The organism is Marinobacter sp. L-46 (genome assembly GCF_056859535.1).
In genome coordinates, this window is sequence record NZ_JBSXOP010000053.1 from 97,781 (window position 1) to 119,557 (window position 21,777).

The 21,777-nt window shown below is 60.2% G+C and carries 25 protein-coding genes; 16 read left to right on the top strand and 9 right to left on the bottom strand.

Features of this window, described 5'->3' with window-relative positions; genetic code table 11:
• Positions 1–218: 218 nt before the first annotated feature.
• Positions 219–1,319 (bottom strand): porin, encoded by a 1,101-nt coding sequence (locus tag AC13DJ_RS07990; RefSeq protein WP_482933588.1) that lies wholly within the window; start codon positions 1,317–1,319, stop codon positions 219–221.
• A 178-nt stretch (positions 1,320–1,497) separates the two neighbouring features.
• Complete coding sequence (locus AC13DJ_RS07995) at positions 1,498–2,868, bottom strand: WS/DGAT domain-containing protein (RefSeq protein WP_482933589.1); 1,371 nt, start codon at positions 2,866–2,868, stop codon at positions 1,498–1,500.
• A gap of 339 nt (positions 2,869–3,207) precedes the next feature.
• Between AC13DJ_RS07995 and AC13DJ_RS08000 the strand changes: the two genes are divergently transcribed.
• Entirely contained in the window at positions 3,208–4,131 is a 924-nt protein-coding gene (locus tag AC13DJ_RS08000; RefSeq protein ID WP_022988331.1) for a hypothetical protein, read from the top strand.
• An 84-nt stretch (positions 4,132–4,215) separates the two neighbouring features.
• Entirely contained in the window at positions 4,216–4,965 is a 750-nt protein-coding gene (locus tag AC13DJ_RS08005) for a DUF8198 family protein (RefSeq protein WP_022988332.1), read from the top strand.
• A 3-nt stretch (positions 4,966–4,968) separates the two neighbouring features.
• Here the strand turns inward: AC13DJ_RS08005 and AC13DJ_RS08010 are convergent, their stop codons facing one another.
• Complete coding sequence (locus AC13DJ_RS08010) at positions 4,969–5,247, bottom strand: polyhydroxyalkanoic acid system family protein (protein ID WP_058341855.1); 279 nt, start codon at positions 5,245–5,247, stop codon at positions 4,969–4,971.
• A gap of 116 nt (positions 5,248–5,363) precedes the next feature.
• Between AC13DJ_RS08010 and ubiE the strand changes: the two genes are divergently transcribed.
• The 11 genes from ubiE (at position 5,364) to AC13DJ_RS08065 (ending at position 12,841) form a co-directional block, all read left to right on the top strand.
• The gene (ubiE, locus tag AC13DJ_RS08015) at positions 5,364–6,146 is read left to right on the top strand and encodes a bifunctional demethylmenaquinone methyltransferase/2-methoxy-6-polyprenyl-1,4-benzoquinol methylase UbiE (RefSeq protein ID WP_482933590.1); all 783 of its coding nucleotides are present in this window, start codon (positions 5,364–5,366) and stop codon (positions 6,144–6,146) included.
• Positions 6,146–6,787, top strand: a complete 642-nt coding sequence (locus tag AC13DJ_RS08020; RefSeq protein ID WP_482933591.1) for a ubiquinone biosynthesis accessory factor UbiJ — start codon at positions 6,146–6,148, stop codon at positions 6,785–6,787. Before ubiE ends, AC13DJ_RS08020 begins: the two co-directional genes overlap by 1 nt.
• Complete coding sequence (gene ubiB, locus AC13DJ_RS08025; protein WP_482933592.1) at positions 6,784–8,427, top strand: ubiquinone biosynthesis regulatory protein kinase UbiB; 1,644 nt, start codon at positions 6,784–6,786, stop codon at positions 8,425–8,427. The genes AC13DJ_RS08020 and ubiB overlap by 4 nt, the downstream gene beginning before the upstream one ends.
• A gap of 27 nt (positions 8,428–8,454) precedes the next feature.
• Complete coding sequence (gene hisI / locus AC13DJ_RS08030; RefSeq protein WP_482933593.1) at positions 8,455–8,871, top strand: phosphoribosyl-AMP cyclohydrolase; 417 nt, start codon at positions 8,455–8,457, stop codon at positions 8,869–8,871.
• Positions 8,872–8,883: 12 nt separating this feature from the next.
• Positions 8,884–9,213: a phosphoribosyl-ATP diphosphatase gene (locus AC13DJ_RS08035; RefSeq protein ID WP_022988338.1), complete on the top strand. Its 330-nt coding sequence runs from the start codon at positions 8,884–8,886 to the stop codon at positions 9,211–9,213.
• Between the two features lie 86 nt (positions 9,214–9,299).
• Positions 9,300–9,527 (top strand): Sec-independent protein translocase subunit TatA, encoded by a 228-nt coding sequence (gene tatA, locus AC13DJ_RS08040; RefSeq protein WP_482933594.1) that lies wholly within the window; start codon positions 9,300–9,302, stop codon positions 9,525–9,527.
• An 11-nt stretch (positions 9,528–9,538) separates the two neighbouring features.
• On the top strand, positions 9,539–9,988 hold the full coding sequence (tatB, locus tag AC13DJ_RS08045) for a Sec-independent protein translocase protein TatB (RefSeq protein WP_482933595.1): 450 nt from the start codon (positions 9,539–9,541) through the stop codon (positions 9,986–9,988).
• Entirely contained in the window at positions 9,985–10,767 is a 783-nt protein-coding gene (gene tatC, locus AC13DJ_RS08050; protein ID WP_022988341.1) for a twin-arginine translocase subunit TatC, read from the top strand. Before tatB ends, tatC begins: the two co-directional genes overlap by 4 nt.
• Entirely contained in the window at positions 10,767–11,486 is a 720-nt protein-coding gene (locus AC13DJ_RS08055; RefSeq protein ID WP_482933596.1) for a 16S rRNA (uracil(1498)-N(3))-methyltransferase, read from the top strand. The genes tatC and AC13DJ_RS08055 overlap by 1 nt, the downstream gene beginning before the upstream one ends.
• A gap of 54 nt (positions 11,487–11,540) precedes the next feature.
• Positions 11,541–12,362: an ATP-binding protein gene (locus AC13DJ_RS08060; RefSeq protein WP_482933597.1), complete on the top strand. Its 822-nt coding sequence runs from the start codon at positions 11,541–11,543 to the stop codon at positions 12,360–12,362.
• Positions 12,363–12,379: 17 nt separating this feature from the next.
• On the top strand, positions 12,380–12,841 hold the full coding sequence (locus AC13DJ_RS08065) for a hypothetical protein (RefSeq protein WP_482933598.1): 462 nt from the start codon (positions 12,380–12,382) through the stop codon (positions 12,839–12,841).
• Between the two features lie 75 nt (positions 12,842–12,916).
• On the opposite strand, the gene AC13DJ_RS08070 is transcribed toward AC13DJ_RS08065, so the two are convergent.
• From AC13DJ_RS08070 to AC13DJ_RS08090, 5 genes are all read right to left on the bottom strand, one after another.
• Positions 12,917–13,831, bottom strand: a complete 915-nt coding sequence (locus AC13DJ_RS08070; RefSeq protein ID WP_482933599.1) for a DUF808 domain-containing protein — start codon at positions 13,829–13,831, stop codon at positions 12,917–12,919.
• A 96-nt stretch (positions 13,832–13,927) separates the two neighbouring features.
• Positions 13,928–15,151, bottom strand: a complete 1,224-nt coding sequence (locus AC13DJ_RS08075; RefSeq protein ID WP_482933600.1) for an FAD-dependent monooxygenase — start codon at positions 15,149–15,151, stop codon at positions 13,928–13,930.
• Complete coding sequence (gene ubiH, locus AC13DJ_RS08080; protein ID WP_482933601.1) at positions 15,141–16,427, bottom strand: 2-octaprenyl-6-methoxyphenyl hydroxylase; 1,287 nt, start codon at positions 16,425–16,427, stop codon at positions 15,141–15,143. Before ubiH ends, AC13DJ_RS08075 begins: the two co-directional genes overlap by 11 nt.
• A gap of 4 nt (positions 16,428–16,431) precedes the next feature.
• Complete coding sequence (pepP, locus tag AC13DJ_RS08085) at positions 16,432–17,751, bottom strand: Xaa-Pro aminopeptidase (protein ID WP_482933602.1); 1,320 nt, start codon at positions 17,749–17,751, stop codon at positions 16,432–16,434.
• Positions 17,752–17,763: 12 nt separating this feature from the next.
• A complete protein-coding gene (locus AC13DJ_RS08090) occupies positions 17,764–18,363 on the bottom strand; it encodes a UPF0149 family protein (protein ID WP_036219211.1) in 600 nt (199 codons plus the stop codon).
• A 187-nt stretch (positions 18,364–18,550) separates the two neighbouring features.
• Between AC13DJ_RS08090 and AC13DJ_RS08095 the strand changes: the two genes are divergently transcribed.
• Positions 18,551–19,117: a ZrgA family zinc uptake protein gene (locus AC13DJ_RS08095; RefSeq protein ID WP_482933603.1), complete on the top strand. Its 567-nt coding sequence runs from the start codon at positions 18,551–18,553 to the stop codon at positions 19,115–19,117.
• A gap of 2 nt (positions 19,118–19,119) precedes the next feature.
• On the opposite strand, the gene AC13DJ_RS08100 is transcribed toward AC13DJ_RS08095, so the two are convergent.
• On the bottom strand, positions 19,120–19,632 hold the full coding sequence (locus AC13DJ_RS08100; RefSeq protein WP_482933604.1) for a DUF3299 domain-containing protein: 513 nt from the start codon (positions 19,630–19,632) through the stop codon (positions 19,120–19,122).
• A gap of 69 nt (positions 19,633–19,701) precedes the next feature.
• Here AC13DJ_RS08100 and AC13DJ_RS08105 point away from each other — a divergent pair, with 69 nt between their 5' ends.
• Positions 19,702–20,403 (top strand): ABC transporter ATP-binding protein, encoded by a 702-nt coding sequence (locus AC13DJ_RS08105; protein ID WP_482933605.1) that lies wholly within the window; start codon positions 19,702–19,704, stop codon positions 20,401–20,403.
• Positions 20,400–21,677 (top strand): ABC transporter permease, encoded by a 1,278-nt coding sequence (locus AC13DJ_RS08110; RefSeq protein ID WP_482933606.1) that lies wholly within the window; start codon positions 20,400–20,402, stop codon positions 21,675–21,677. The genes AC13DJ_RS08105 and AC13DJ_RS08110 overlap by 4 nt, the downstream gene beginning before the upstream one ends.
• Positions 21,678–21,777: the final 100 nt, after the last annotated feature.

Here is a 21,777-nt window from a genome sequence, read left to right on the forward strand (position 1 = left end):
GGAATCTGATACTGATTCTACGCCTCCTGAACCACCAGCCAATGCGACTTCAGTGCACTTTGTCGGCGCGCCAAATCTTCCGTAAGCCATTGATTATCCTCCCCTTGAATCAATGTCCGGTGACGCAGCCAGGTTTTGGCAAGAGCAAACCGGCACTTCAGTCTTAGACAAACCGGCGCTGCGAGGGTCTTCCTGCCACCCGCAACGCCGGCTAGTGCTTAGAACATCACGATGGCGCCAAGGGCGATGGTATCCGCCTCAGTGGTGGTTGCACCGGTGGTGCGGTTGTTGTCTTCGTACATGTTGTACTCGGCAACCAGCTTGAAGTTGCTGTTAATATCGTGGAAGAAGCCGAGCGTTGTGCTTTCGGTTTCCAGATTAAGGATTTCAGCATCCGTCTCGCCGTAGGAAAGCACAACGCGATTGGCACCGAAGGCGTAGGAGCCCTGAACCAGGAAGCCGTCGGCATCGTCTTCAGTCACCGCGCCGTTGCCGATCAGAACCGGGTTGTCACCCTTGGAGGTGAAACCGGAAGCGGCCAGGGTCAGCCCTGCAACCGATGCCTTTATACCGTACCCAAGGCCGGAGCTGTCGACGGTCGTGCTGCCATTTTCGGCAGACTGGTAGCGGCCGTTCACCCAGCCGGTGAGAGCCACATCGTTCAGGTTGGCGTTGTAGGTGACCTCGGATTCGAAACGCGGCGCGGAATTTTCATCGTTGGTGCCGGTTACCGTATCGGCGGGATCCAGAACACCGGCTGCCACCTTGAGCCCACTCATATCCGGCGAGCGATAGGTAATCTGGGCGGAGGCTGTCGGGTATGGGTAGCCCGCGCGGATATTGCCGAAGGAAACGCCACCGGCAAGGCCCGGGGAGCCGAAGCCCATCAGAATTTCGTCCAGGAAGATGTTGGAGCGTGCATACAAGCCGAAGTCCTTGCCGATCAGCACCTGACCAAAATCACCGTCCACCGTGGCGTAGAATTGACGCACGTCGATGGCGGTGTCGGTGGGTGTATCCAGGCTGTCATTGATGGTGGTCCAGAACGAGGAACGTCCGCCCAGGGTCAGATCACCCATGTCCTTGCTGAAATTGAAGCCGATGGTGTTGGGCAGGAAGCCCATCTTGATTCGGGAATCGCGAACGTCGTTCTGCTTGTCGTCACGGTTTACGTAGAACGCATTGAAGTAACCATCCACGGAAAAGCTGGTGCCGTCCTGGTTATACAGCTCAACAGCGGCACTGGCTCCTGTGCTGGCACCCATGGCGGCTGCCATGGCAATGGCTAACCCTGACTTTCTGACGTTATTGTTTTTCATAGTTCCCCCGGTTGTTTTTTGAAATCTGGGATCGGAGATCCGGGTTATCCGGACTCTCCAGGCGCGGTCTATCGCCTGATTTCCATGGTCGGTGATGCAACAACAGGGGGGAATGCTTCCAGGGAGCAGATTTTCTGCTCATTTGGGAGGCATCTGAAATGAAACTTTGGGAGTACGACTACGTGGAAAGACCACCCGGTAACTGGTCCAGTTCAGACAGGCAGTCATCAAGAAACTCATGGGGGTTGGCCAGAATGGCCTCATCCGCCACAACGCCAAACTGCACCTGCCCGGCATAGCTGACAATGCTCACACCCAGGCCGATATCCCCGGCCTGGGGCACCCAGAACATCTGCTCGGTAATGGGGCAACCGGCCAGGTAACGGGTTTCCGGAGTGCCCGGTACGTTGGAAACCACGGCCGAGGCCTTGCGAAAGAATAGATCGGCCAGGGGTTTGCGGCCGATGTCCGGCAGCAGGGAGGCGCAGGCAGTCAGGCCCCAGGCCAGGCCCGGTTGCCAGCTCTTCTTGAGTTTTCGGGTTTCATGTTTGATACGGAACAACCGCTCCAGGGCGCTCTCGCCATCCACCGGCAGTGGCACAAACACGGTCCCGAAACAGTTGCCGGGCTCGCCGGCTTCGGGCTTGATGCCTTCGGGCAAGCGGGTGCGAATGTCTACCGGCACGGCGGCGTGCATCACCGCATCGTCCAGCTGTTCCGGTGTCATGCCCAGCCGCGGGCGTACCGCGGCAGCCACGCAGGCCAGCAGCACATCGTTGATGGTGGTGCGGGTTTGGCGGGCAATGGCGCGAAAGCGCTCCAGCGGCACCGGAGTCGACCACCGGCAATTGCGCTGGCCGGCCAGCGGCCGCTTGAGATCAGAGGGGGAATCTTCTTCCTCGGCCAGGAATTCGCTCAGCTCATGCACCAGTCGCGCCCCGTTCTGTACGGTGCGGGCCGCAAGGGCTTGCTCCAGGCCGGTCTCCCGCTTTTCTGAATCCGTCTGTGTGGTGGCACCGTAACGGGCAAGCTGTGAGCCCAGCCATTGCTGGGCGGTTTCCAGCCACCGCCCTACCCGGGGCTGCTCCGGGGCGCCGTATACCGCCGGGTATTGCCGGGGCGAGGCCGGGCACAACTGGTCGAAAATACTCAAAAGCGACAAACCATCGGCATAGCAATGGTGCAATCGCAGCAGTAGGGCAGCGCCGCCTTCGGCGTTAGGGGCCAGCCAGAATTTCCAGGCCGGGCGATAAAGCGGCAGGGGTTCGTTCAACCGGGCAGACACCCAGTCCTGCAGCTGGTGCTGGTCAAACCGGTCCAGCGCCACATCCAGGTGGTGCGCCACATTAAAGGTAGCGTCTGGCTGCCAGTACCAGGCCGGGGCTTTCCACACCGGGCGGCAACCAAAGCGTTCCCAGGCCGACCAGTAAACCTCAAGAAACTCCCGGAAACGGCCGGCGGTCAGCCCGTCCACCCGGAGCATGATGGTGATGGTCATAGGGTTGTCCGGCCGTTCCAAAGCCAGCCAGGCCGAATCCGAAGGCAGCATGAGATGCGAGTGCTCTTGGTTCAAACCTGAAGGTCCCCGGTCAGTAAACTGGTGAAAAGCCAATCCGGCATTGTGCCAGAGTCGTTCATCCGGCTCCATCGTGTGGATACCGCGCACAGGCTTACAAAAAGTTACACGCGATTAACTGTTCGCTTCTATACTCGCTATATGGCTTGATGCAATGGTTATAAACTGAACGACGCAAAGCCTGATTGGCCCCGAATCACCAAAAATCCGGGCACTGGTGCCACTACACCCGCACGCCGATCGGGGTACAAAAGCTAAACCGGCTATCCAATTCCAAAAAAAGCCTGAAGCTGTGCCGGGGGGAGATGAACAATGAAAGCCAGTCATGTTCGCAAGCTGATCAAACCCATCGAAAACGCCTATTCGGAAATGTTTTCCGGCCGGGTATTCCGGGTTGGCAAGGGCGCTGTGTCTGTGCGGAACCACAGCGGCGCGGCAGAACAGACCGTGATCGGCGTACACGGCTTTCTGGAAAACCACTGCTACTTCACCCAGGCCTACGACGCCCCCACAACCGAACTGATCCTGCTCACTTGCAGCAACTACCACATACCGGTGAATGGCGTAACGCCCGAAACCCCGGACTGGGAAGTACCCATCAAACACCTTGAAGGCACCATCGAATACGATGCCTGCATCCTGAACCAGGCCTTGCAGAACCTGCCCACCACCCGCAACATCCGGGTGCACGGCCATTCCCGGGGTGGCGCGGTTATTCTGGAAGCCATCCGCCAGTGGCCGGAACTTTATGAAGACGCGGAAGTCGTGCTGGAAGCCCCGGTACTGCCCCAGGGCAAACTGCACGCCCTGGTCACCACGCTTCTGGAACCGGTCAGCCACGGTATGTGGCCCTGGCTGATCCGCCTGATCAACAGTGCCCCGCAGTCAGCCTATGGCCAGACCTTCTTCGGCAAGATGAACCCGCGCAAGCGCCAGCTTCTGGGCAAACTGTTCTACGCCACCAAGGATCACCTCACCATTGTTCGCAACATCGAGAACATCATGGAGTGGATGGCCCGAACAGACAGCTCCGTGTACCAGCACGTACGCCATGGCACCTTCCTGATTCCCGGCACCGACCGCATTCTGGACCGCACCGCCATGCTGGCCAGCGCCCGCACCAGCCCAACCACCATGCGGATTGTTGAAACCGGGGCACCCAGCCACTTCATCACCCTGGACAGCAAGGAATGGGTACCGGGCTTTGAAACCCTGCCTGCCGCCGCACAGGGCTGAATTCCTGGCCCCGATTCCGGGTGCACCAGCTGCGGGGCTCCGTTAAACTGCGCGGTTTCAGGTTCAGTGTGATGGAGTCCCGGCATGTATCGTGAGCGCCTGGTCGCAACGGAAGTGCAGTCAGAAAACGCCCACAGGCTCAAGCGCCTGCTGCTTGAGTACCACGACTTCCGGCAACTGAAAGCTGCCAGCCCGCTGCTGGACGACACCCGCCGGATTGCCGACTGGCAGGCCGAGCGCCTTAAAACCACCCACCAGGACCTGTACCGCCACCCCGGCTATCACACCGGCCTGGAATTCCTGCTGACCGACCTCTACGCCCCGGCCGGCATGACCCGCCGCGATGACAACATCGACCGTGTGTTCCCGAAAATGGTGAAGTGGCTGCCCGACCACCTGCTGGCCACCTTTGCCGGCCTGGTCGAATTGAACCTGCTGACCCAGAGCCTGGACCTGGAACTGGCCGAATGGTTTGACAGGCAAGGCCTGGATACCGGCTCGATCACCGCCGCAGCCTGGTGCGAAGGCTACCGGGCCAGCGGGCAACTTCCGGCACGGCACCGGCAACTGGAACTGGTTTCCGATACCGGCCAGCAGCTCGACCGCTATGTACGCAACCGCACACTGGGCTGGCTGCTGTCGATGACCCGGGGACCGGCGGAAATGGCGGAACTGGGCGATTTGCACAGCTTTTTGCACCGGGGTTACAGCGCTTTCCGGAAAATGGACAAGGTAGATCTGTTGATCGAGCGGCTGATCAGCCGGGAAAGGCAGGTAATGGAGAACATACTGAAAGGCCACCCGGAGCCGTTTACGCTGCCGGGTGACCTGTAGCGGTCAGGCCTGGATGATCTGGTCCAGCTGGGAATGAATTTCCTGCTCGATGCGGGATTTGAACGGTCGCAGCATCATGCCCAGTTCAAGGCGGATATGCAGGTCGGTCTCGGCAATGTCCAGCTGGCCTTTCACGCCGCTGCGCTTGAATTTAAGCAGGTCGCCTTCCCACTGATAGTTAACGTCGAACTGCCGGGACAAGTCCTTGGCCAGGGTTTCGGCCGCCTCTCGGGCGTGGGCCTTGTCCAGGGAATGGGCGCGATGGATATCGATAACAGACATGAATCAGTTTTCTCGGTGATTTGGAAACGGTTTTACAGTGTAAGCCGGCAATAAACTTGTAGCCAACCCCTCAAAGGTTAGAATACCAACCTTAGATTCTGACAGGACGAACACCCATGAGCGAGCAGCAAGCACCGGGCACTCCCGGCAACGGCCAGGACGACGTCACCCATTTCGGGTTCCGCGATGTACCGAAGAGCCAGAAAGCCAGCCAGGTAGCCCAGGTTTTCCATAGCGTGGCCGGCAAATACGACCTCATGAATGACCTGATGTCGATGGGCATCCACCGCCTGTGGAAACGCTTCACCATCGAGCTCAGCGGTGTTCGCCCCGGCCACCAGGTACTCGACATTGCCGGTGGCACCGGCGATCTGACCATGAAGTTCTCAGACCTGGTGGGCCCCTCCGGCAAAGTAGTACTGGCCGATATCAACGCTTCCATGCTGCAGGTAGGCCGCAGCCGCCTGACCGACCGGGGCTACGCCGGCAACATTGAATACGTCCAGGCCGATGCCGAACACCTGCCGTTCCCGGACAACAGCTTCCAGGCCGTTTCCATTGCCTTCGGCCTGCGTAACGTCACCGACAAAGACCAGGCCCTGCGCGACATGGCCCGGGTACTGAAGCCCGGCGGCAAACTGATGGTGCTGGAATTCTCCAAGCCCACCAACCCGCTGCTGAGCAAGGCCTACGACACCTACTCCTTCACCGCCCTGCCCCTGATGGGCCAGCTGATCGCCGGTGACAGCGAAAGCTACAAGTACCTGGCCGAGTCCATCCGCATGCACCCGGACCAGGAAACCCTGAAAGGCATGATGGAAAACGCCGGCCTGGTGAACTGCAAGTACTACAACATGACCGGCGGCATCGTGGCCCTGCACGTGGGAATCAAGCCCTGATGTTTCCCGGCCCTACCCTGCTGTCTGCTATCAGCGCCATTATCGAAGCTGCGCTGAACCGGGCCCTGGAGCTGGATCCTGCCGGCCACAAGGCCCTGATGCAGGCACTGGCAGGGCCGGTTCAGTTCAGCCTGACCGCGCCGGTGGCCATGAGCTGGACACTGGAACCCGTGGCCGACAGGGTACAGGTACGCAGCCAGCCGGCAGACGACCCCGCACTGGAGATCAGCGGCCGGCCGGTTGCCTTCGCGGCCCTGGCGCTGGGTGATGACCGGGTCTTTGCCGACGAGCGCCTGCAAGTACAGGGCGACACCGCCCTGGCCCACCAGTTCCAGCGGGCCCTGAACCAGCTGCAGCCCGACTGGGAAGCCGCCATGGCCCGGCACATCGGCGATGTGCCCGCGCACTTTCTGGGCCAGCGTATCAGGAATGCCGCGAAATGGAGCCGGCAGGCGGTCAGCACCATGAACGCCAACGTGGAGGAATACATCCACGAAGAAAGCCGCACCGTGCCCGGCCGGCGCGAACTGGAAGCCACCTTTCAGGACATCGACGAGCTGAACCTGCGCACCGAGCGGCTGGAAGCTCGCCTGAACCAGCTGGCAGCACCCGGTAGCATTAACGATACGGAGACCCTGTGACCCGCCTGCAACGCCTGTTCCGAATTGCCTGGGTATTCTGCCGCTACCGGCTGGACACGTTTCTGCCCCTGTCGGAACTGCCCACGCCCCTGAAGGTCTTTTTCCTGCTGGCGCCCTGGCACCTGTTTCCGCAACCGAAGCTGAGCCGCGGCGACCGCCTGCGCCTGGCGCTGGAAGAGCTGGGGCCGGTATTCGTCAAGTTCGGCCAGATTCTCTCCACCCGCCGGGACCTGTTGCCCGATGACATGGCCGAATCCCTGAAACAGCTGCAAGACCGGGTGCCGCCCTTCCCCAGCGACCAGGCCCGGGGCATTATCGAGAAATCCCTGGGTGCCCCGGTGTCGGAACTGTTTGCCGAGTTCAGCCCGGACCCCATGGCCTCGGCCTCGGTAGCCCAGGTGCACGCCGCCACCTTGCGCAGTGGCCAGAAGGTTGTCGTTAAAGTGCTGCGCCCCGGCATCGACAAAGTGATTCGCCAGGATCTGGGCCTGATGTACCTGATGGCCGGCCTGCTGGAGAAATACTGGTCTGAAGGCAAGCGCCTGCATCCGGTAGATGTGGTGGCCGACTACGATGCCACCATCCACGACGAACTGGACCTGCAGCGCGAAGCCGCCAACGCCAGCCAGCTGCGCCGCAACTTCGAAAACTCCAAGCTGATTTACATCCCTTTCATCGACTGGGATTACACCAGCAAGTCCGTACTGGTGATGGAGCGCATCCACGGCATTCCCATTGCCGATGTGGATACCCTGAGAAACGCCGGCGTGAACATGAAGGTACTGGCTGAGAAAGGCGTCGAGATCTTTTTCACCCAGGTGTTCAGGGACAGCTTCTTCCACGCCGACATGCACCCGGGCAACATATTTGTAGACATTTCCAACCCGGCGGACCCGAAATACATCGCTATCGATTTCGGCATTGTCGGCACCCTGGCCCCGGACGATCAAAGCTACCTGGCCCGCAACCTGCTGGCGTTCTTCCGCCGGGATTACCGCCAGGTGGCGCAGTTGCACATCCAGTCCGGCTGGGTACCGCCGGATACCCGGGTGAACGAATTCGAAGCCGCCATCCGTACCGTGTGCGAGCCTATTTTCGAGCGGCCGCTGAAAGACATCTCCTTCGGCCACTTCCTGTTGCGCCTGTTCCAGACCGCCCGCCGCTTCAATATGGAAGTGCAGCCGCAGCTGGTGCTGCTGCAGAAAACCCTGCTGAACGTGGAAGGTCTGGGCCGCCAGCTGTATCCGGAGCTCGACCTGTGGAGTACCGCCCAGCCGTTCCTTGAGGACTGGATGCGCAAGCGTATCGGCCCGGCCGGCCTGGTCAAGTCGCTGCAAACGCACCTGCCGTCCTGGCTGGAGCAGTCTCCGGAGATGCCGCAACTGGTGCACGATGCCCTGTTACAGCTGCGCGGCAGTGGCCCGACCGAAGAGCAGAACCGGGCGACACTGGAGCTGATGAAACAGCAGCAGCTGCGCAGTGAACGGCGCTGGCGCCGGGGCTTTATCGCCGCCGTACTGGCCGTGATTGCCGTGGGCAGCAGCCATCCGCAGGCACAGCAACTGGTGACCGACATGCCGGTGTGGAGCTGGGCATTGCTTGCCGCAGCCGCAGGCGTCATGCTCCGGGGCAGCCGGTGAACACAAAGATTTTCAGGATTCACACAAATGCAAGATTCCCCCGATAACGTCGTACAGCCTGACTGGCTGGACGACATCAAATGGACAGACGACGGCCTGGTACCGGCCATCGCCCAGGACGCCGACAGCGGCGACATCCTGATGATGGCCTGGATGAACCGGGAGTCCCTGGCGTTGACCGTGCAAGAAGGCCAGGCGGTGTACTGGTCCCGTTCCCGCGGCAAACTCTGGCGCAAAGGCGAGAGCTCCGGGCACCAGCAGGTGCTCAGGGATATCCGCCTGGACTGTGATGCCGATGTAATCCTGCTGAAAGTGGAACAAAAAAGTGGCATTGCCTGCCATACTGGCCGGCGCAGCTGTTTTTACCGGACCCTGAAAGATGGCCAGTGGGTAAGTGCCGAACCGGTACTGAAAGACCCGAACGCCATCTACGGCAGCAACTGAGGAGCAGACACCGTGAGCGATGTACTGGAGCGCCTGGCGCATGTACTGGAAGCCCGAAAAGAGGCAGACCCGAACACCTCCTATGTGGCCAGCCTGCATGCCAAGGGCCTGAACAAGATTCTGGAGAAGGTTGGCGAGGAGTGCACGGAAACCCTGCTGGCCGCCAAGGATGCCGAACATTCCGGACAAACCCGGGATGTGGTATACGAGACGGCAGACCTGTGGTTCCACAGCATGGTCATGCTGTCGAGCCTGGGCCTGGGCCCGCAGGATATCCTGGATGAGCTGGCCAACCGGTTCGACCTCTCCGGCCTGGAAGAAAAAGCGTCACGGCAATCCTGAGGGAGTACCCCTAACGGGGATTTCCGCCTGAGGTAATCGTTGGCGTACAATGTCACGTAACAGAAACAATTGAACGAGGAACCCTCATGGGTATCAGTATCTGGCAACTTCTTATCGTACTCGGCATCGTTATCCTGTTGTTCGGAACCAAGAAACTGCGCAATATCGGCTCCGATCTCGGCGGTGCTATTCGTGGCTTCAAGAAGTCCATGAGCGACGAAGAAGAAAAGAAGCAGGTTGACCAGGATAACCTGGAGGGCCAGCAAGCCGAACAGGCCCAGGCCGAAGAAAAGCCCAGGGAAAAGCAGAGCTGAGCAACCACTGAATGTTCGATATCGGCTTCATTGAGCTGCTGATCTGCGGCATTATTGCCCTGCTGGTGCTGGGCCCTGAACGGCTGCCCGGCGCTGCACGGGCGGCTGGCCGCTGGATTGGCGGCGCCCGGCGCATGGTTGGCCAGTTCACCTCTGAGCTGGACCGCGAGCTTAAAGCCGAAGAGTTGCGCAAGGAACTGAAAAAGGCCGGCGATGTCGGCCTGGATGATGTGCAGAAGACGGTCAAAGGCGCCCTAGATGAGGCCAGGAAGTACGAGCACATGATCCTGGACGACGGCTCCAGGAAAACCCGCCCGGCTCCCGCTACCCGCCGGGTTAACAAGCCGGAGGAAAGCAGCCCGGATTCGGCAACAGCCCCGGCGGATCAGGGAAACACCACATCCAGCGCCGACGCCGAGCCCGGCCCATCGACTGAGAGTTCACCGGATCATCGTTCATGAATGCCAAGCCAGACGGCAATCAAGCGTCTTCTGAACAACAGGAGATGCCCCTGATCGAGCATTTGCTCGAGCTGCGTAACCGATTACTGAAAATGGTGCTGGCAGTGATTATCTGCTTCGCCGTTATCTACCCGTTTGCCAACGATCTCTACCTGCTGTTGTCCCAGCCCCTGAGGGAGTTGTTGCCGGTGGGCCAGATGATGATCGCCACCGACATCACCTCGCCGTTCTTTGCGCCCCTGAAACTGGCCCTGGTGCTGGCGGTGTTTGCCGCCATCCCGGTCATCCTGTACCAGCTCTGGAGTTTTGTGGCGCCGGGCCTCTACGCCCACGAAAAACGGCTGGCGTTCCCACTGCTGTTCACCTCGGTCATCCTGTTCTACGCCGGTGCCGCCTTCGCCTACTTCGTGGTGTTTCCGCTGGTGTTCGGTTTCTTTACCGCCATCGGCCCGGAAGGCATCGTGGAACTGCCGGACATCACCAGCTACCTGAACTTCGTGCTGAAGATGTTCTTCGCCTTTGGCGTGGCGTTCGAGATTCCCATTGCTACCGTACTATTGATCCTCACCGGCGCCACCACGCCGCAGGATCTCGCCGCCAAGCGTCCGTACGTGGTCGTCGGCTGCTTTATTATCGGCATGCTGCTGACCCCGCCAGACATCATCTCCCAGACTCTGCTGGCGGTGCCGATGTGGATTCTGTTCGAATTTGGCATCATCTTTGGCCGCCTGGCCTACCGCGAGCGTGAACAGGCTGCCGAAGACGAACCGGAAGCCTGATGAACCTGGCCCTGCTGCTGGACGAAGACTTCGTCAGCCCAGACCGTGCCCGGCTTCAGGGCCGCCGGCTGCAACACCTGAAAACCGTACTCAAGGCCAGTGCCGGCGACCGCATTCCGGTGGGCCGGGTCAACGGCCTGATGGGGTACGGTGAAGTCCTCAAGCTGAGCGACTCCGAGGCGGAACTACAGCTAACGCTGGACACCCCGCCACCGGCCGCCCTGCCGCTGACCCTGATCCTTGCCATGCCACGCCCCAAGATGTTCCGCCGGGTACTGCAAACCTGCGCCTCTCTGGGCGTGAAAGATATCTGGCTGATCAACAGCTACAAGGTGGAAAAGAGCTTCTGGCAAACGCCCTGGTTGTCAGACGACAACCTGAGGGAAAACCTCACACTGGGCCTGGAACAGTCAAAGGACACGGTGATGCCACAGGTGCATATCCGCAAACTGTTCAAACCCTTCGTGGAAGACGAATTACCGGCATTGCTGGAAGGAAAACGGGCACTGGTCGCCCACCCCGGCATGGCAGCGCCCTGCCCCAACCACCTGAACGAACCCGCCGCCCTGTGCATCGGCCCGGAGGGTGGTTTTACCGATTACGAAGTGGGCAAGCTGGAGGAAGCCGGCTGCCAGGGCGTGCACCTCGGCCCCCGTATCCTGCGGGTAGAAACCGCTGTACCGGTGCTGGTCAGCCGGTTGTTTGACGCCTGCTTGTAACGCACTTCTTCTCGTTGGTATAAAGCAGTGTGCCCTTAGAGTTAAGGATAACCAATGCCCAAAAATCTCGACAATCTTTTAAGTTTGCACAGTGAAAGCGAGATTGCAGAATTCAAAGAAGCGAAGAACACATTTCCCTTCGATAAGCTTGGCAAATATTTTTCTGCGTTATGCAATGAAGCCAACCTAAAAAACCTTAATCGAGCCTGGCTCGTCTTCGGAGTGAAAGATGACAAGTCAGTGGTTGGCTCCCGATTTCGAACCAACTCCAAAGACCTGCAGTCCCTAAAAAAAGAGATCGCTGACAAAACCACTAACCGCCTGACATTCATCGATATCCACGAGATCAAACATCCGGATGGGCGAGTATTGTTGTTGGAAATCCCTCCCGCGCCTCAGGGACTGCCCATTGCCTGGGATGGCCATTACTACGGTAGGGATGGCGAATCGCTTGGGCCGCTGAATTTGGAAGAGATTGAACGGATAAGGGCCCAGAATCGCGCAACTGACTGGAGTGCGGTTACGCTGCCATCGGCTTCGATCGATGACCTTGATTCGACAGCCATTGCTATTGCACAAAGAAACTTCGTCCAAAAGAATCCTCGGCTCGCGGATGAAGCCAGGCGGTGGGATCCAGCAACCTTTTTGAACAAAGCGAAGCTGACAATCAATGGTCAGATTACTCGAACTGCCATTCTTCTATTGGGCAAACCTGAAGCCTCTCATTTCCTCAACCCAGCGTCGGCAACCGTAACCTGGATTCTTAAGGACCGGGACGGCCTTGAGCGCGACTACCAGCACTTTGGTTGTCCGCTTCTAATGAGCGTCGACGAGGTCTTTCACAAAATTCGCAATCTCAGCCCGAATATGAGCTGAAAGATAACCGGGTTCAGGTGACTATTACCGGCCGGGTGGTGGATATGGCATATGCCAGAAAGCTGGCCGAGTATCCGAACCTGACCCTTGAAGAGATCATGCTATTAGACCGTGTACAGAAGCGGAAACCGCTTACCGATGAGCAGGCAAGGCATCTCAAATCACTTGGACTGATAGAAGGGCGCAAGCCCAATTTTCACATTTCAGCGCAACTGGCCGAGCACAGTGGTGAGAGAGCTCAGTACATTCGCAACAAAGCCTTTGACGACCAGCACTACAAGCAACTCATTCTAGAGTATCTGGACAAATTTGGTACGGCCAAGCGGGTAGACATTAACAAGCTTCTTCTAGACAAACTTCCAGATATTTTGACCGCCACTCAGAAACAGCACAAGGTTAAAAACCTGCTGCAGGCCTTGAAACACGAGGGGGTGATTGAGCCAAAAGGCAAATCATGGCGAATGTCTAAAACGTCGTAACTTAGACATTTTTAGACATTCAGGTTGTTCTGCATGCCCTGCCCTGGGTAGCTGGGCATACAGATGAATGCGGATTCACGCCGCCTTGCGCTGCCAGAGCTTCGAAAGCGGTGTAATAACCAGTACCAGAACAGCCCCTGCCAGCAATCCGAACAGGCCATCCCCCAGCGTGGTGACCAGCACCTCCGGCACCGATGAGACCATGCCGGCCACATGGTGAATGGCGTCGTACACCGCCGGAATGCCGTGGGTCAGAATACCGCCACCCACCAGGAACATGGCAATGGTGCCCAGTACCGACAGGGTTTTCATCATCCAGGGCGCCAGCCAGAGTATGCCGTGCCCCACTTTCTGCGCCATGGCGCTCGCTTTCTGGCTCAGGTAGAGACCGGCATCGTCCAGTTTCACAATACCCGCCACCAGGCCATAAACTCCTACGGTGACCATCAGCGCCACCACCGTCAGCACCGCAAACTGCATTCCGAAACCCTTGCCCGCCACGGTGCCAAGCGTGATGGCGATGATTTCTGCGGAGAGGATAAAGTCGGTGCGAACAGCGCCTTTGATCTTGTCTTTCTCGACCGTTTTCAGGTCCACTTCCGGCTTCTTCAGCGCTTCCCGGAGTTCTTCCCGGTGCTTCTGTTCTTCTTCCTTGTGCAGGAATTTATGCACCAGCTTTTCAAAGCCTTCATAGCACAGAAAAGCGCCGCCCAGCATCAGTAACGGGGTGATCAGCCGGGGCAGGAAGAAACTGATGGCCAGTGCCGCAGGCACCAGGATTGCCTTGTTGATAAAAGAGCCCTTGGCCACCGCCCACACAACCGGGATTTCCCGGGCCGGCTTTACGCCGGTTACCTGCTGGGCGTTCAGGGCAAGGTCGTCCCCGAGCACACCTGCGGTCTTCTTGGTGGCGGCCTTGGTCATGACCGCGACATCGTCCAGGACGGTCGCAATGTCATCGATTAAAACGAGCAGGCTGGAGCCGGCCATAAACAGTTCCTTTGTTAATTCGACAAGAAGGGAAAGACCAAAGTTTACGAAAACCCGGAGCGGGAAAACAGTTCCGGGTACCCAGAACCGGACACGTCAGGCATCAATGCCCATCGCCTCCGCGGCAATGCGGTTTTTCAGCGGCGCCAGCTGGTTCAGCCAGCGCATGCCGGTGTTCCGAAGCCAGCGCACGGGTAATTCATCCCGGGCGAACAGCTGCTTGAAGCCTTCCATCGCCGCCATCATGGTCAGGTTCTCACCTTTGCGACGGCGCTGATAACGGGCCAGCACCGAGGCATCATCCGGAGCCAGGCCAAGTTCCCTGGCACGCTCAAGCTCCTCCAGCAACGCCCGCACGTCGCCATAGCCCAGATTTGCACCCTGCCCGGCCAGCGGGTGGATGGTATGGGCGGCATCGCCCACCAGGGCCAGGCCATCGGCGATGTAATCCTTGGCGTGGCGCTGGCGCAGGGGAAAGGCAAAGCGCCGGGAAACCGCCAGCACCTCACCCAGCTCCCGCTCGATGGCGGCTTCCAGCTCCTTCCGGAAACTCTCGGTCTCCTGCGCCATCAGGCGGCGGGCTTCCAAGGTGTCCTGGGACCAGACAATGGAGCAGAAGTGTTCATCCCCGGCTTCATTCAGTAACGGCAGGAAGGCCAGTGGCCCGGTTGGAGAAAACCGCTGCCACGCCGTGTAGCGATGGTTCTGGCTGGTGCGGACGGTACACACGATGGCCTGCTGGTCGTAATCCCATTCCCGGGTTGCCAGGCCGCTCCACTGGCGCAAGCGCGAAAGCGCGCCATCTGCGCCCACCACCAGCCTGGCAGCCAGGCACCGACCGTCTTCCAGCTCCACACCCTGCTCCCGGCTCCAGGCTTTCACCCGCACGCCATCCAGCAATTGTACCGAGCTGTCTGAAAGGCTTTCGAACAGGGCGCGAACGATGTTCCGGTTCTCGACGATGGTGCCAAGGCTGCGGGCGTGCAATTCAGCCGCATCGAAATGAATCCGGCCAGTGCCGTCACCGTCCCACACTGTCATTTCCCGATAACCACAGTGGCGGCTGGCCTGTACCTTCGGCCAGGCTCCCAGTTCTTCCAGCAAGCGCTGGCTGGCCAGTGAAATCGCGCTGACCCGGGGCTCGAAGTCGTCAACCGAGCTGGCGGGTTCGGCCGGCGCCATCAGGCTTGCGGCCGGCGCACCTTCAATCAGACCCACCTGCCAGCCTTGGCGGGACAAGCCCAGGGCCAGTGCGGAGCCGATCATGCCGCCACCGACGACCAGGATATCGAATTGCTGTGTTGGGGCATCAGCGGTCATGGTGTTCGGACTCCTGCAAAGACTCAGCGGCTGAAATCACCGGCTTGCGGCCACCGGTACCCATGGCCTTGCGGGCAAACCAGCGCTTGGCTCCGGGCACCAGGTCCAGCCCGACCAGGCCGGCATCCCGGGCGGCAGCCAGCGGTGGCAGGGATTGCCCGAAAACACGGATCAGGGAATCAGAGAACTGCACTGTCTGCTGCCAGTCCTGGCGATGCAGGCGCTGGTATTCACCCAGCACAGACAGGTCACCGATCGACACACCGGCATCCACCGCCTTGCGGAACTGTTCCACCAGCGTCGTCAGCCCACGCAGGGCCAGGTTAAAGCCTTGCCCGGCCACCGGATGCAGGGCATGGGCGGCGTTGCCCACCAGGGCCACGCCGGGGCGCACGGCTTCGTCTACAGTTACCAGCTTCAACGGGTAATGATTGCACTGCCCGATGCGGGTAAAGCGCCCGAGACGCCAGCCGAACCGTTCCTGGAGTCGCCGGCATTTTTCATCGTCAGACACCGACAGTATGTGCTCCAGCGCGCTGTCAGTCAGCGTCCACACCAGCGCAGACTGGTTCTCGGCCCGCACCGGCGAACCATGGGGCAACAAAGCCATGGGGCCGGAATCGGTAAAACGCTCGAACGCGGTGTACCCGTGCGACTCGCTGGTCGACACGTTGGCAATCAATGCATTCTGGCCGTAGTCCTCGGTTCGGGTCACAAAGCCCAACTGTTCCCGCAGTCCGGAACGGCCGCCATCGGCCACCACCAGGCACTGGCCGGTCAGGGCTTGTTCTTCACCCTCTTTACGGATGCTGACCTTAACGCCACCGGGGATCGGCGTCATGCCAACCACTTCTGCCGGCGCCTGCCAGCTTACCGGGGTTTCCAGCAGCGCCCGCATGAGGCAAAGCCCCATCCAGCGGTTGTCCGCCACATAACCCAGAGCCGGCTGGCCATGGTCGGCAGCATCCAGACGGGTGGCGCCGAACCGGCCCCGGTCAGACACATGAATATTCCGGATGGGCGTGGCGTGTTCCGACAACGCTGCCCACAAACCCAGCTCTTCGAAGATCAGCCGGGAGCCCCAGGCCAGCGCCGTGGAACGGGCGTCGTAGCTGGGCTGGTAGTCGTCCGGCAGGGCATCGGGCGAGAGCGGAAAACTTTCCACCACGGTCACCCGCAATTCCGGCACCACGCGGGCCAGGGCCAGCGCCAGGGTGGCGCCGGCAAGGCCGCCACCGGCAATAATCAGGTCGGTATCCATCCGGGGTTCGGTCACAGGCTCAGTCCGCCATCAGGGCTTCAATATCGGCCACGGTTTTCGGGACCGCGTCGGTCAGCACGCGGCAGCCGTCTTTGGTTACCACCACATCGTCTTCAATCCGGATGCCGATACCGCGCCATTTTTCCTCTACGTTCTCATTATCCGGCGCGATGTACAGGCCGGGTTCTACGGTCAACGCCATACCCGGTTCCAGCTGGCGCCAGGCATCACCTACCTTGTAGTCGCCCACATCGTGCACATCCAGCCCCAGCCAGTGGCCGGTGCGGTGCATGAAAAACGGCTTGTAGGCCTCACTGGCAATGGCATCGTCCAGGCTGCCGGACAGCAGACCCAGATCTATCAACCCCTGGGTCAGCACCTTCAGGGCCGCCTCGTGGGGGTGGTTCCAGTGGTTACCGGGGCGGACCGCATCAATGGCGGCGTACTGGGCATCCAGAACCACGTCATACAGGGCTTTCTGTTCCGGGCTGAACTTGCCGCTGACCGGGAAGGTGCGGGTAATGTCGGAGGCATAGCAGTCCAGCTCGCAGCCGGCATCGATCAGCACCAGGTCGCCCTCTTTCAGCGGCGCGCTGTTCTCAATGTAGTGCAGGATGCAGCCGTTGGCGCCACCACCCACGATGGAAGGGTAGGCCGTGGAGCGGGCGCCGTGTTCCATGAAGGTGTGGATCAGCTCCGCTTCCAGGTTGTACTCATAGCCACCCCTGCGGGCCCGCTTCATGGCCCGGCAATGGGCCTCGGCGCTGATTTTCCCGGCCCTGGCCATCACTTTCACTTCGGCCGCGCTCTTGTACAGACGCATGTCGTGCAGCAGGTGTTCAAGGGCCACCAGCTCACCCGGCGGATGGGCTCCGGCCCGCACTTTACTCCGGATGACCTTCACCCAGTCCATCACCCGGTTATCGAAGACCGGGTCTTTGCCAAGCGGGTAATACACCCGGCTGCGGCCTTCAATCATGCCAGGCAGGATGTCGTCGATATCGCCGATCGGAAAGGCATCGTCCAGGCCATAGCGCTCGATGGCCCCCTCGGGCCCCACCAGGAAACCGTCCCAGAGTTCTTTCTCCGGATTGCGCTCCTTGCAAAACAGCACGGTCTCGCCGTGTTCCCGGCCCGGAATCAATACCAGTACCGCTTCCGGCTCGCCAAACCCGGTCAGGTACTGAAAGTCGCTGTCCTGGCGGAACGGATGCAGAACATCCCGGTTACGCACACGCTCCGGCGCTGCCGGCAGAATGGCGATGCTGTCCGGAGCCATCCGGTCCATCAACTTTCGGCGGCGGTCGGCAAATTCTTTCATCGGAATCATTGAGGCCATGCTGTCTCCTGGTCAGTGCAGGGTGGGCGTTGCGCCAGCCGGCTTCTCCGGCTCATTGAATTCGGTAAACACCGCCAGGGCACCCAGGCGGACGTATTCGGTGATTTCCAGCAGTTGCTGCTCGCTTTCGTCGTCGGACTCTTCGTCTTCCGACAGCTGGCTGATGGCAACCATGTCTTCAATCAGTTCACGGATTTCATCCGGAGCCTGCCCCAGCGAAGCACCGGCCGCCAGGGCCATGCCCTCAAGGAAACCTCGCACCCAGGCGATCAGGGCTTCCAGGCGCTGCTCGATGGCATAGTCGTCATCCGGCAACAGGGGCTGGAAGGTCATCTCACTGGACTGCAGCTGCGCCAGGGTTTTCTCGTAGGCACCGTACATAAACGGCGCCAGGTCATCTGATTCTTCCATGGCCTGGTCCGCCAGCCCCATGTGCTCGCACACCATGGCCAGCCACTGCTGTTCTTCAATACGGGTGCCGGCCGCCAGCCGACCACAGAGAACACCGTGCAGTTCGGAGGGGTGGCTGAAGGCCTTGTGAGCCGTGAAGACGTTAGCCCAACGTTCGAATTCGGCAGCGCGGGCGGCACCTGAAGTATCGCTTTCAGACATGAAAAAACCGGTTCCTGTTTCGGGGGAGACTGCCGGGGCCATTGCCCGGCCGCTCCGTCTGTTTGAGGTGTCTATCCTAGCATTACGGCGCTGTGCTGGCACGGGCCGGCCAGATCGGCACTTGCTTTTACCGGGCCAAAGGAGAAAAATGTTATAACATATCAAAACACCGGAGATTCCCCCCCCGATGCGAAAGCGCCTGCCCCTGCTCGCTTCCCCCAGACTGATCCTGGCCCTTGGCCTGGCAACCATGACGGCACCTGCCATGGCACAGGACAACCCGGCCGCTCACCAGCATGGCCATGCCGAACTCCAGGTTGCCTTTGCCGGTGAACAGATTGACCTGTTGCTGGAGTCGCCGGCCTGGAACCTGCTGGGCTTTGAACACCAGCCCCGCACAAAGGAACAGCGGCAGAAACTGGACGGTTTGCGCGAATGGGTGGCCGCGAATGCCCTGATCAACACCGAAGGAGGCAACTGCCGGGTGACCACTTCGGAACTGCATACCGGCTGGGAAGGGCACGAAGCTCACGATGACCAAGGGCATGACCAGGACGCCCACGCAAACCATTCCGACCTGGAAATCACCCAGAGCATGCGATGCGACGCCTTGCCAGATGCTTCCGCCTTCACCGCACCCATACTGGACGCCTACCCGGCCCTGGAGCACCTGAATGTGCAGTGGGTTTCCGCACAGGGCCAGGGTGGCACCCGGCTGACCCGGTCCGATAACCGTTTCCGGCCGGGGCAGTAAACTTACTCGGTATAACGTTCTACAGACTCCGCCACCATGGAATAAGACGAAGTACCCAGGTCGTTTTCGGTACGCTCAATCACCAGCTTGCCTTCGATCCAGACCGGATCGTACAGGGCTTCCAGGGTGAAGCCTTCGCTGTACTTCACATGGACAATCTGGTTCGGCGGTGGTGGCGGTACGTGGATACAGGCGCCGTAGTAAGGCACCAGGAAGAACTCGAGGATGCGCATGTCACTGGTGGTTTTCAGGGGTACTACAAAGCCCGGAATGCGGCCTTCGACATCGCCCATTTCCGGCACAACCCGGCCGGTCATGATTTCGTCGGGCAACAAAACCGGGCCGTCGCCTTCGTGCTCCACCTCAGGCATGCTTTCCAGCAATGCCAGGTCTTCGGCCGGCATCAGTTCCAGCCAGTCGATTTCCCGGAGCTCGGCCCGGGCTGATAATGACAGCAGCAACATCAGCGGCAAAAGGCAGGCAAACAATGCCCGGGACTTCGGATACACTGGCATGGACGGCATCTCCAATCGGGGTGATTCACAACACGGCCCACATCATACAACGCAACCGACCAGACCGATATGAACAGCAGTACAGCACCCGCCAGATCGGCCTGCCCGGCCATAGAGACCCGAGACCTGATGTTTCGCTGGCCAGGCCGGGAACAGCCGCTCGTTTTTCCTGACATGTCCCTGGCCGCAGGCGAACACCTGTTTCTGCACGGGCCCAGTGGCACCGGCAAAAGCACGTTGCTGGGCCTGCTGGCCGGGATGCAGACGCCGCAAACCGGTTCGGTCAGCCTGCTGGGGCAGCAAACCAGTGCCATGAGGGCCGGCGCCCGGGATCGCTTCCGGGCTGACCATATGGGCGTCATCTTCCAGCAGTTCAACCTGGTGCCTTACCTGAGTGCGCTGGCCAATGTGACCCTGCCCTGCCGGTTATCGGCGCTGCGCCGGGCCCGTGCAGACCGGCACCCGGATGCCGCTGCCAGCGAACTGCTGACGGAACTTGGCATCCCCGAGAACCACTGGCACCACGGGGTTACCAATCTGTCCATCGGCCAGCAGCAGCGAGTGGCCGCCGCGCGGGCGCTGATCGGCGCCCCGGAAATCATTCTGGCCGACGAGCCAACCTCCGCCCTGGACACCGACAACCGCGACCGCTTCCTGGATCTGCTGCTGACGCTGGCCAGGGAACGGCAATGCTCGGTGGTGTTTGTCAGCCACGACAGAAGCCTGGCCAGCCACTTCCACCATCAACTGGCTCTGGGAGGTACGCCGTGAGCAAGGTTCGACTGGCACTCTCCCTGGCAACCGCCAGCCTGTGGTACCGGCGCAAGGTACTGGCACTGGTTTGCCTCACCCTTACCCTGAGCGTCACGCTACTGCTCGGAATCCAGTATCTGCGCACTGAAGTCCGGCAGTCATTTACCAGCACCATCAGCGGAACAGACCTGATTGTTGGCGCCCGCAGCGGCCAGCTGAACCTGCTGCTGTATTCGGTCTTCCATATTGGCGATGCCACCAACAACATCCGCTGGTCCACTTACCAGAAACTGGCACAGGACAAGCGTATAGACTGGGTGGTTCCGGTCTCACTGGGCGACAGCTACCGGGGCTACCGGGTAGTAAGCACTAACGCACAGTTCATCGAGCGCTTCCGATATGGCAATGACCAGCCCCTGGAACTGGCAGCCGGCCACTGGTTCACTGATCTGTTCGACGTGGTGCTGGGCGCCGGCGTGGCCCGCCAGCTCAACCACCAGACTGGCGACAGCGTTGTGCTGTCCCACGGGGGTGGACGCACCAGTTTTGCCAACCATACGGACCTGCCATTCACAGTGTCCGGCATTCTGGCGCCTACCGGCACACCGGTAGACCAGGCGGTTTACATCAGCCTGGAAGCCATGGAAGCCATCCACGTGGGCTGGGAATCCGGCATTGCCCTGCCCGGCCGAACCCTGACAGAAGAGAAGGCAAAGACCCGCTCCTTCGAGCCAGACGCCATTACCGCAGCGTTTATCGGGCTGGACAAGCCGATACTCACCTTCCAGCTGCAACGGGAGCTGAACCAGTATCGCGAGGAGCCCTTGTCCGCCATTCTGCCGGGCGTTGCCCTGAGCGAACTGTGGCGCATGATGGGCCAGTTTGAGAAAGCCTTGCTGGGCATCAGCGCGTTTGTGGTCATTACCAGCCTGACCGGCCTGATTGCGGTGCTGCTGACCATTCAGGCCCAGCGCCAGCAGGAAGTGGCCGTGTTACGGGCTACCGGTGCCCCGCCCATCCTGATTGCCTCGCTGTACAGCTTTGAGTGTGTGGTACTGGCCCTGGCGGCCTGTGCCCTGGCGCTGCTGCTGGGCGCCGGCGCCATTGCCGGCTTGGGCCCCTGGCTGCTGGAGCAGTACGGCATACAGGTCGGACTTCGTGGCCTGAACCGGGCAGAATGGCTCCTGCTGGGCTCGGTACCGGTGGCGGCATTCGTGGTTTCGTTACTCCCGGCCTTGCGCAGCTGGCAAAAGAGCCGCAAGCTGGGATTTGCCGGATCCGGCGGCAGCTGACCTGCCACTGAAAGTGACAGGCTTCACGGCGCCGGCGCCATGACAATGCGGTAAATTGACCGTTATGGTGCGGGCACTTATAGTTACCGACATCCAAATT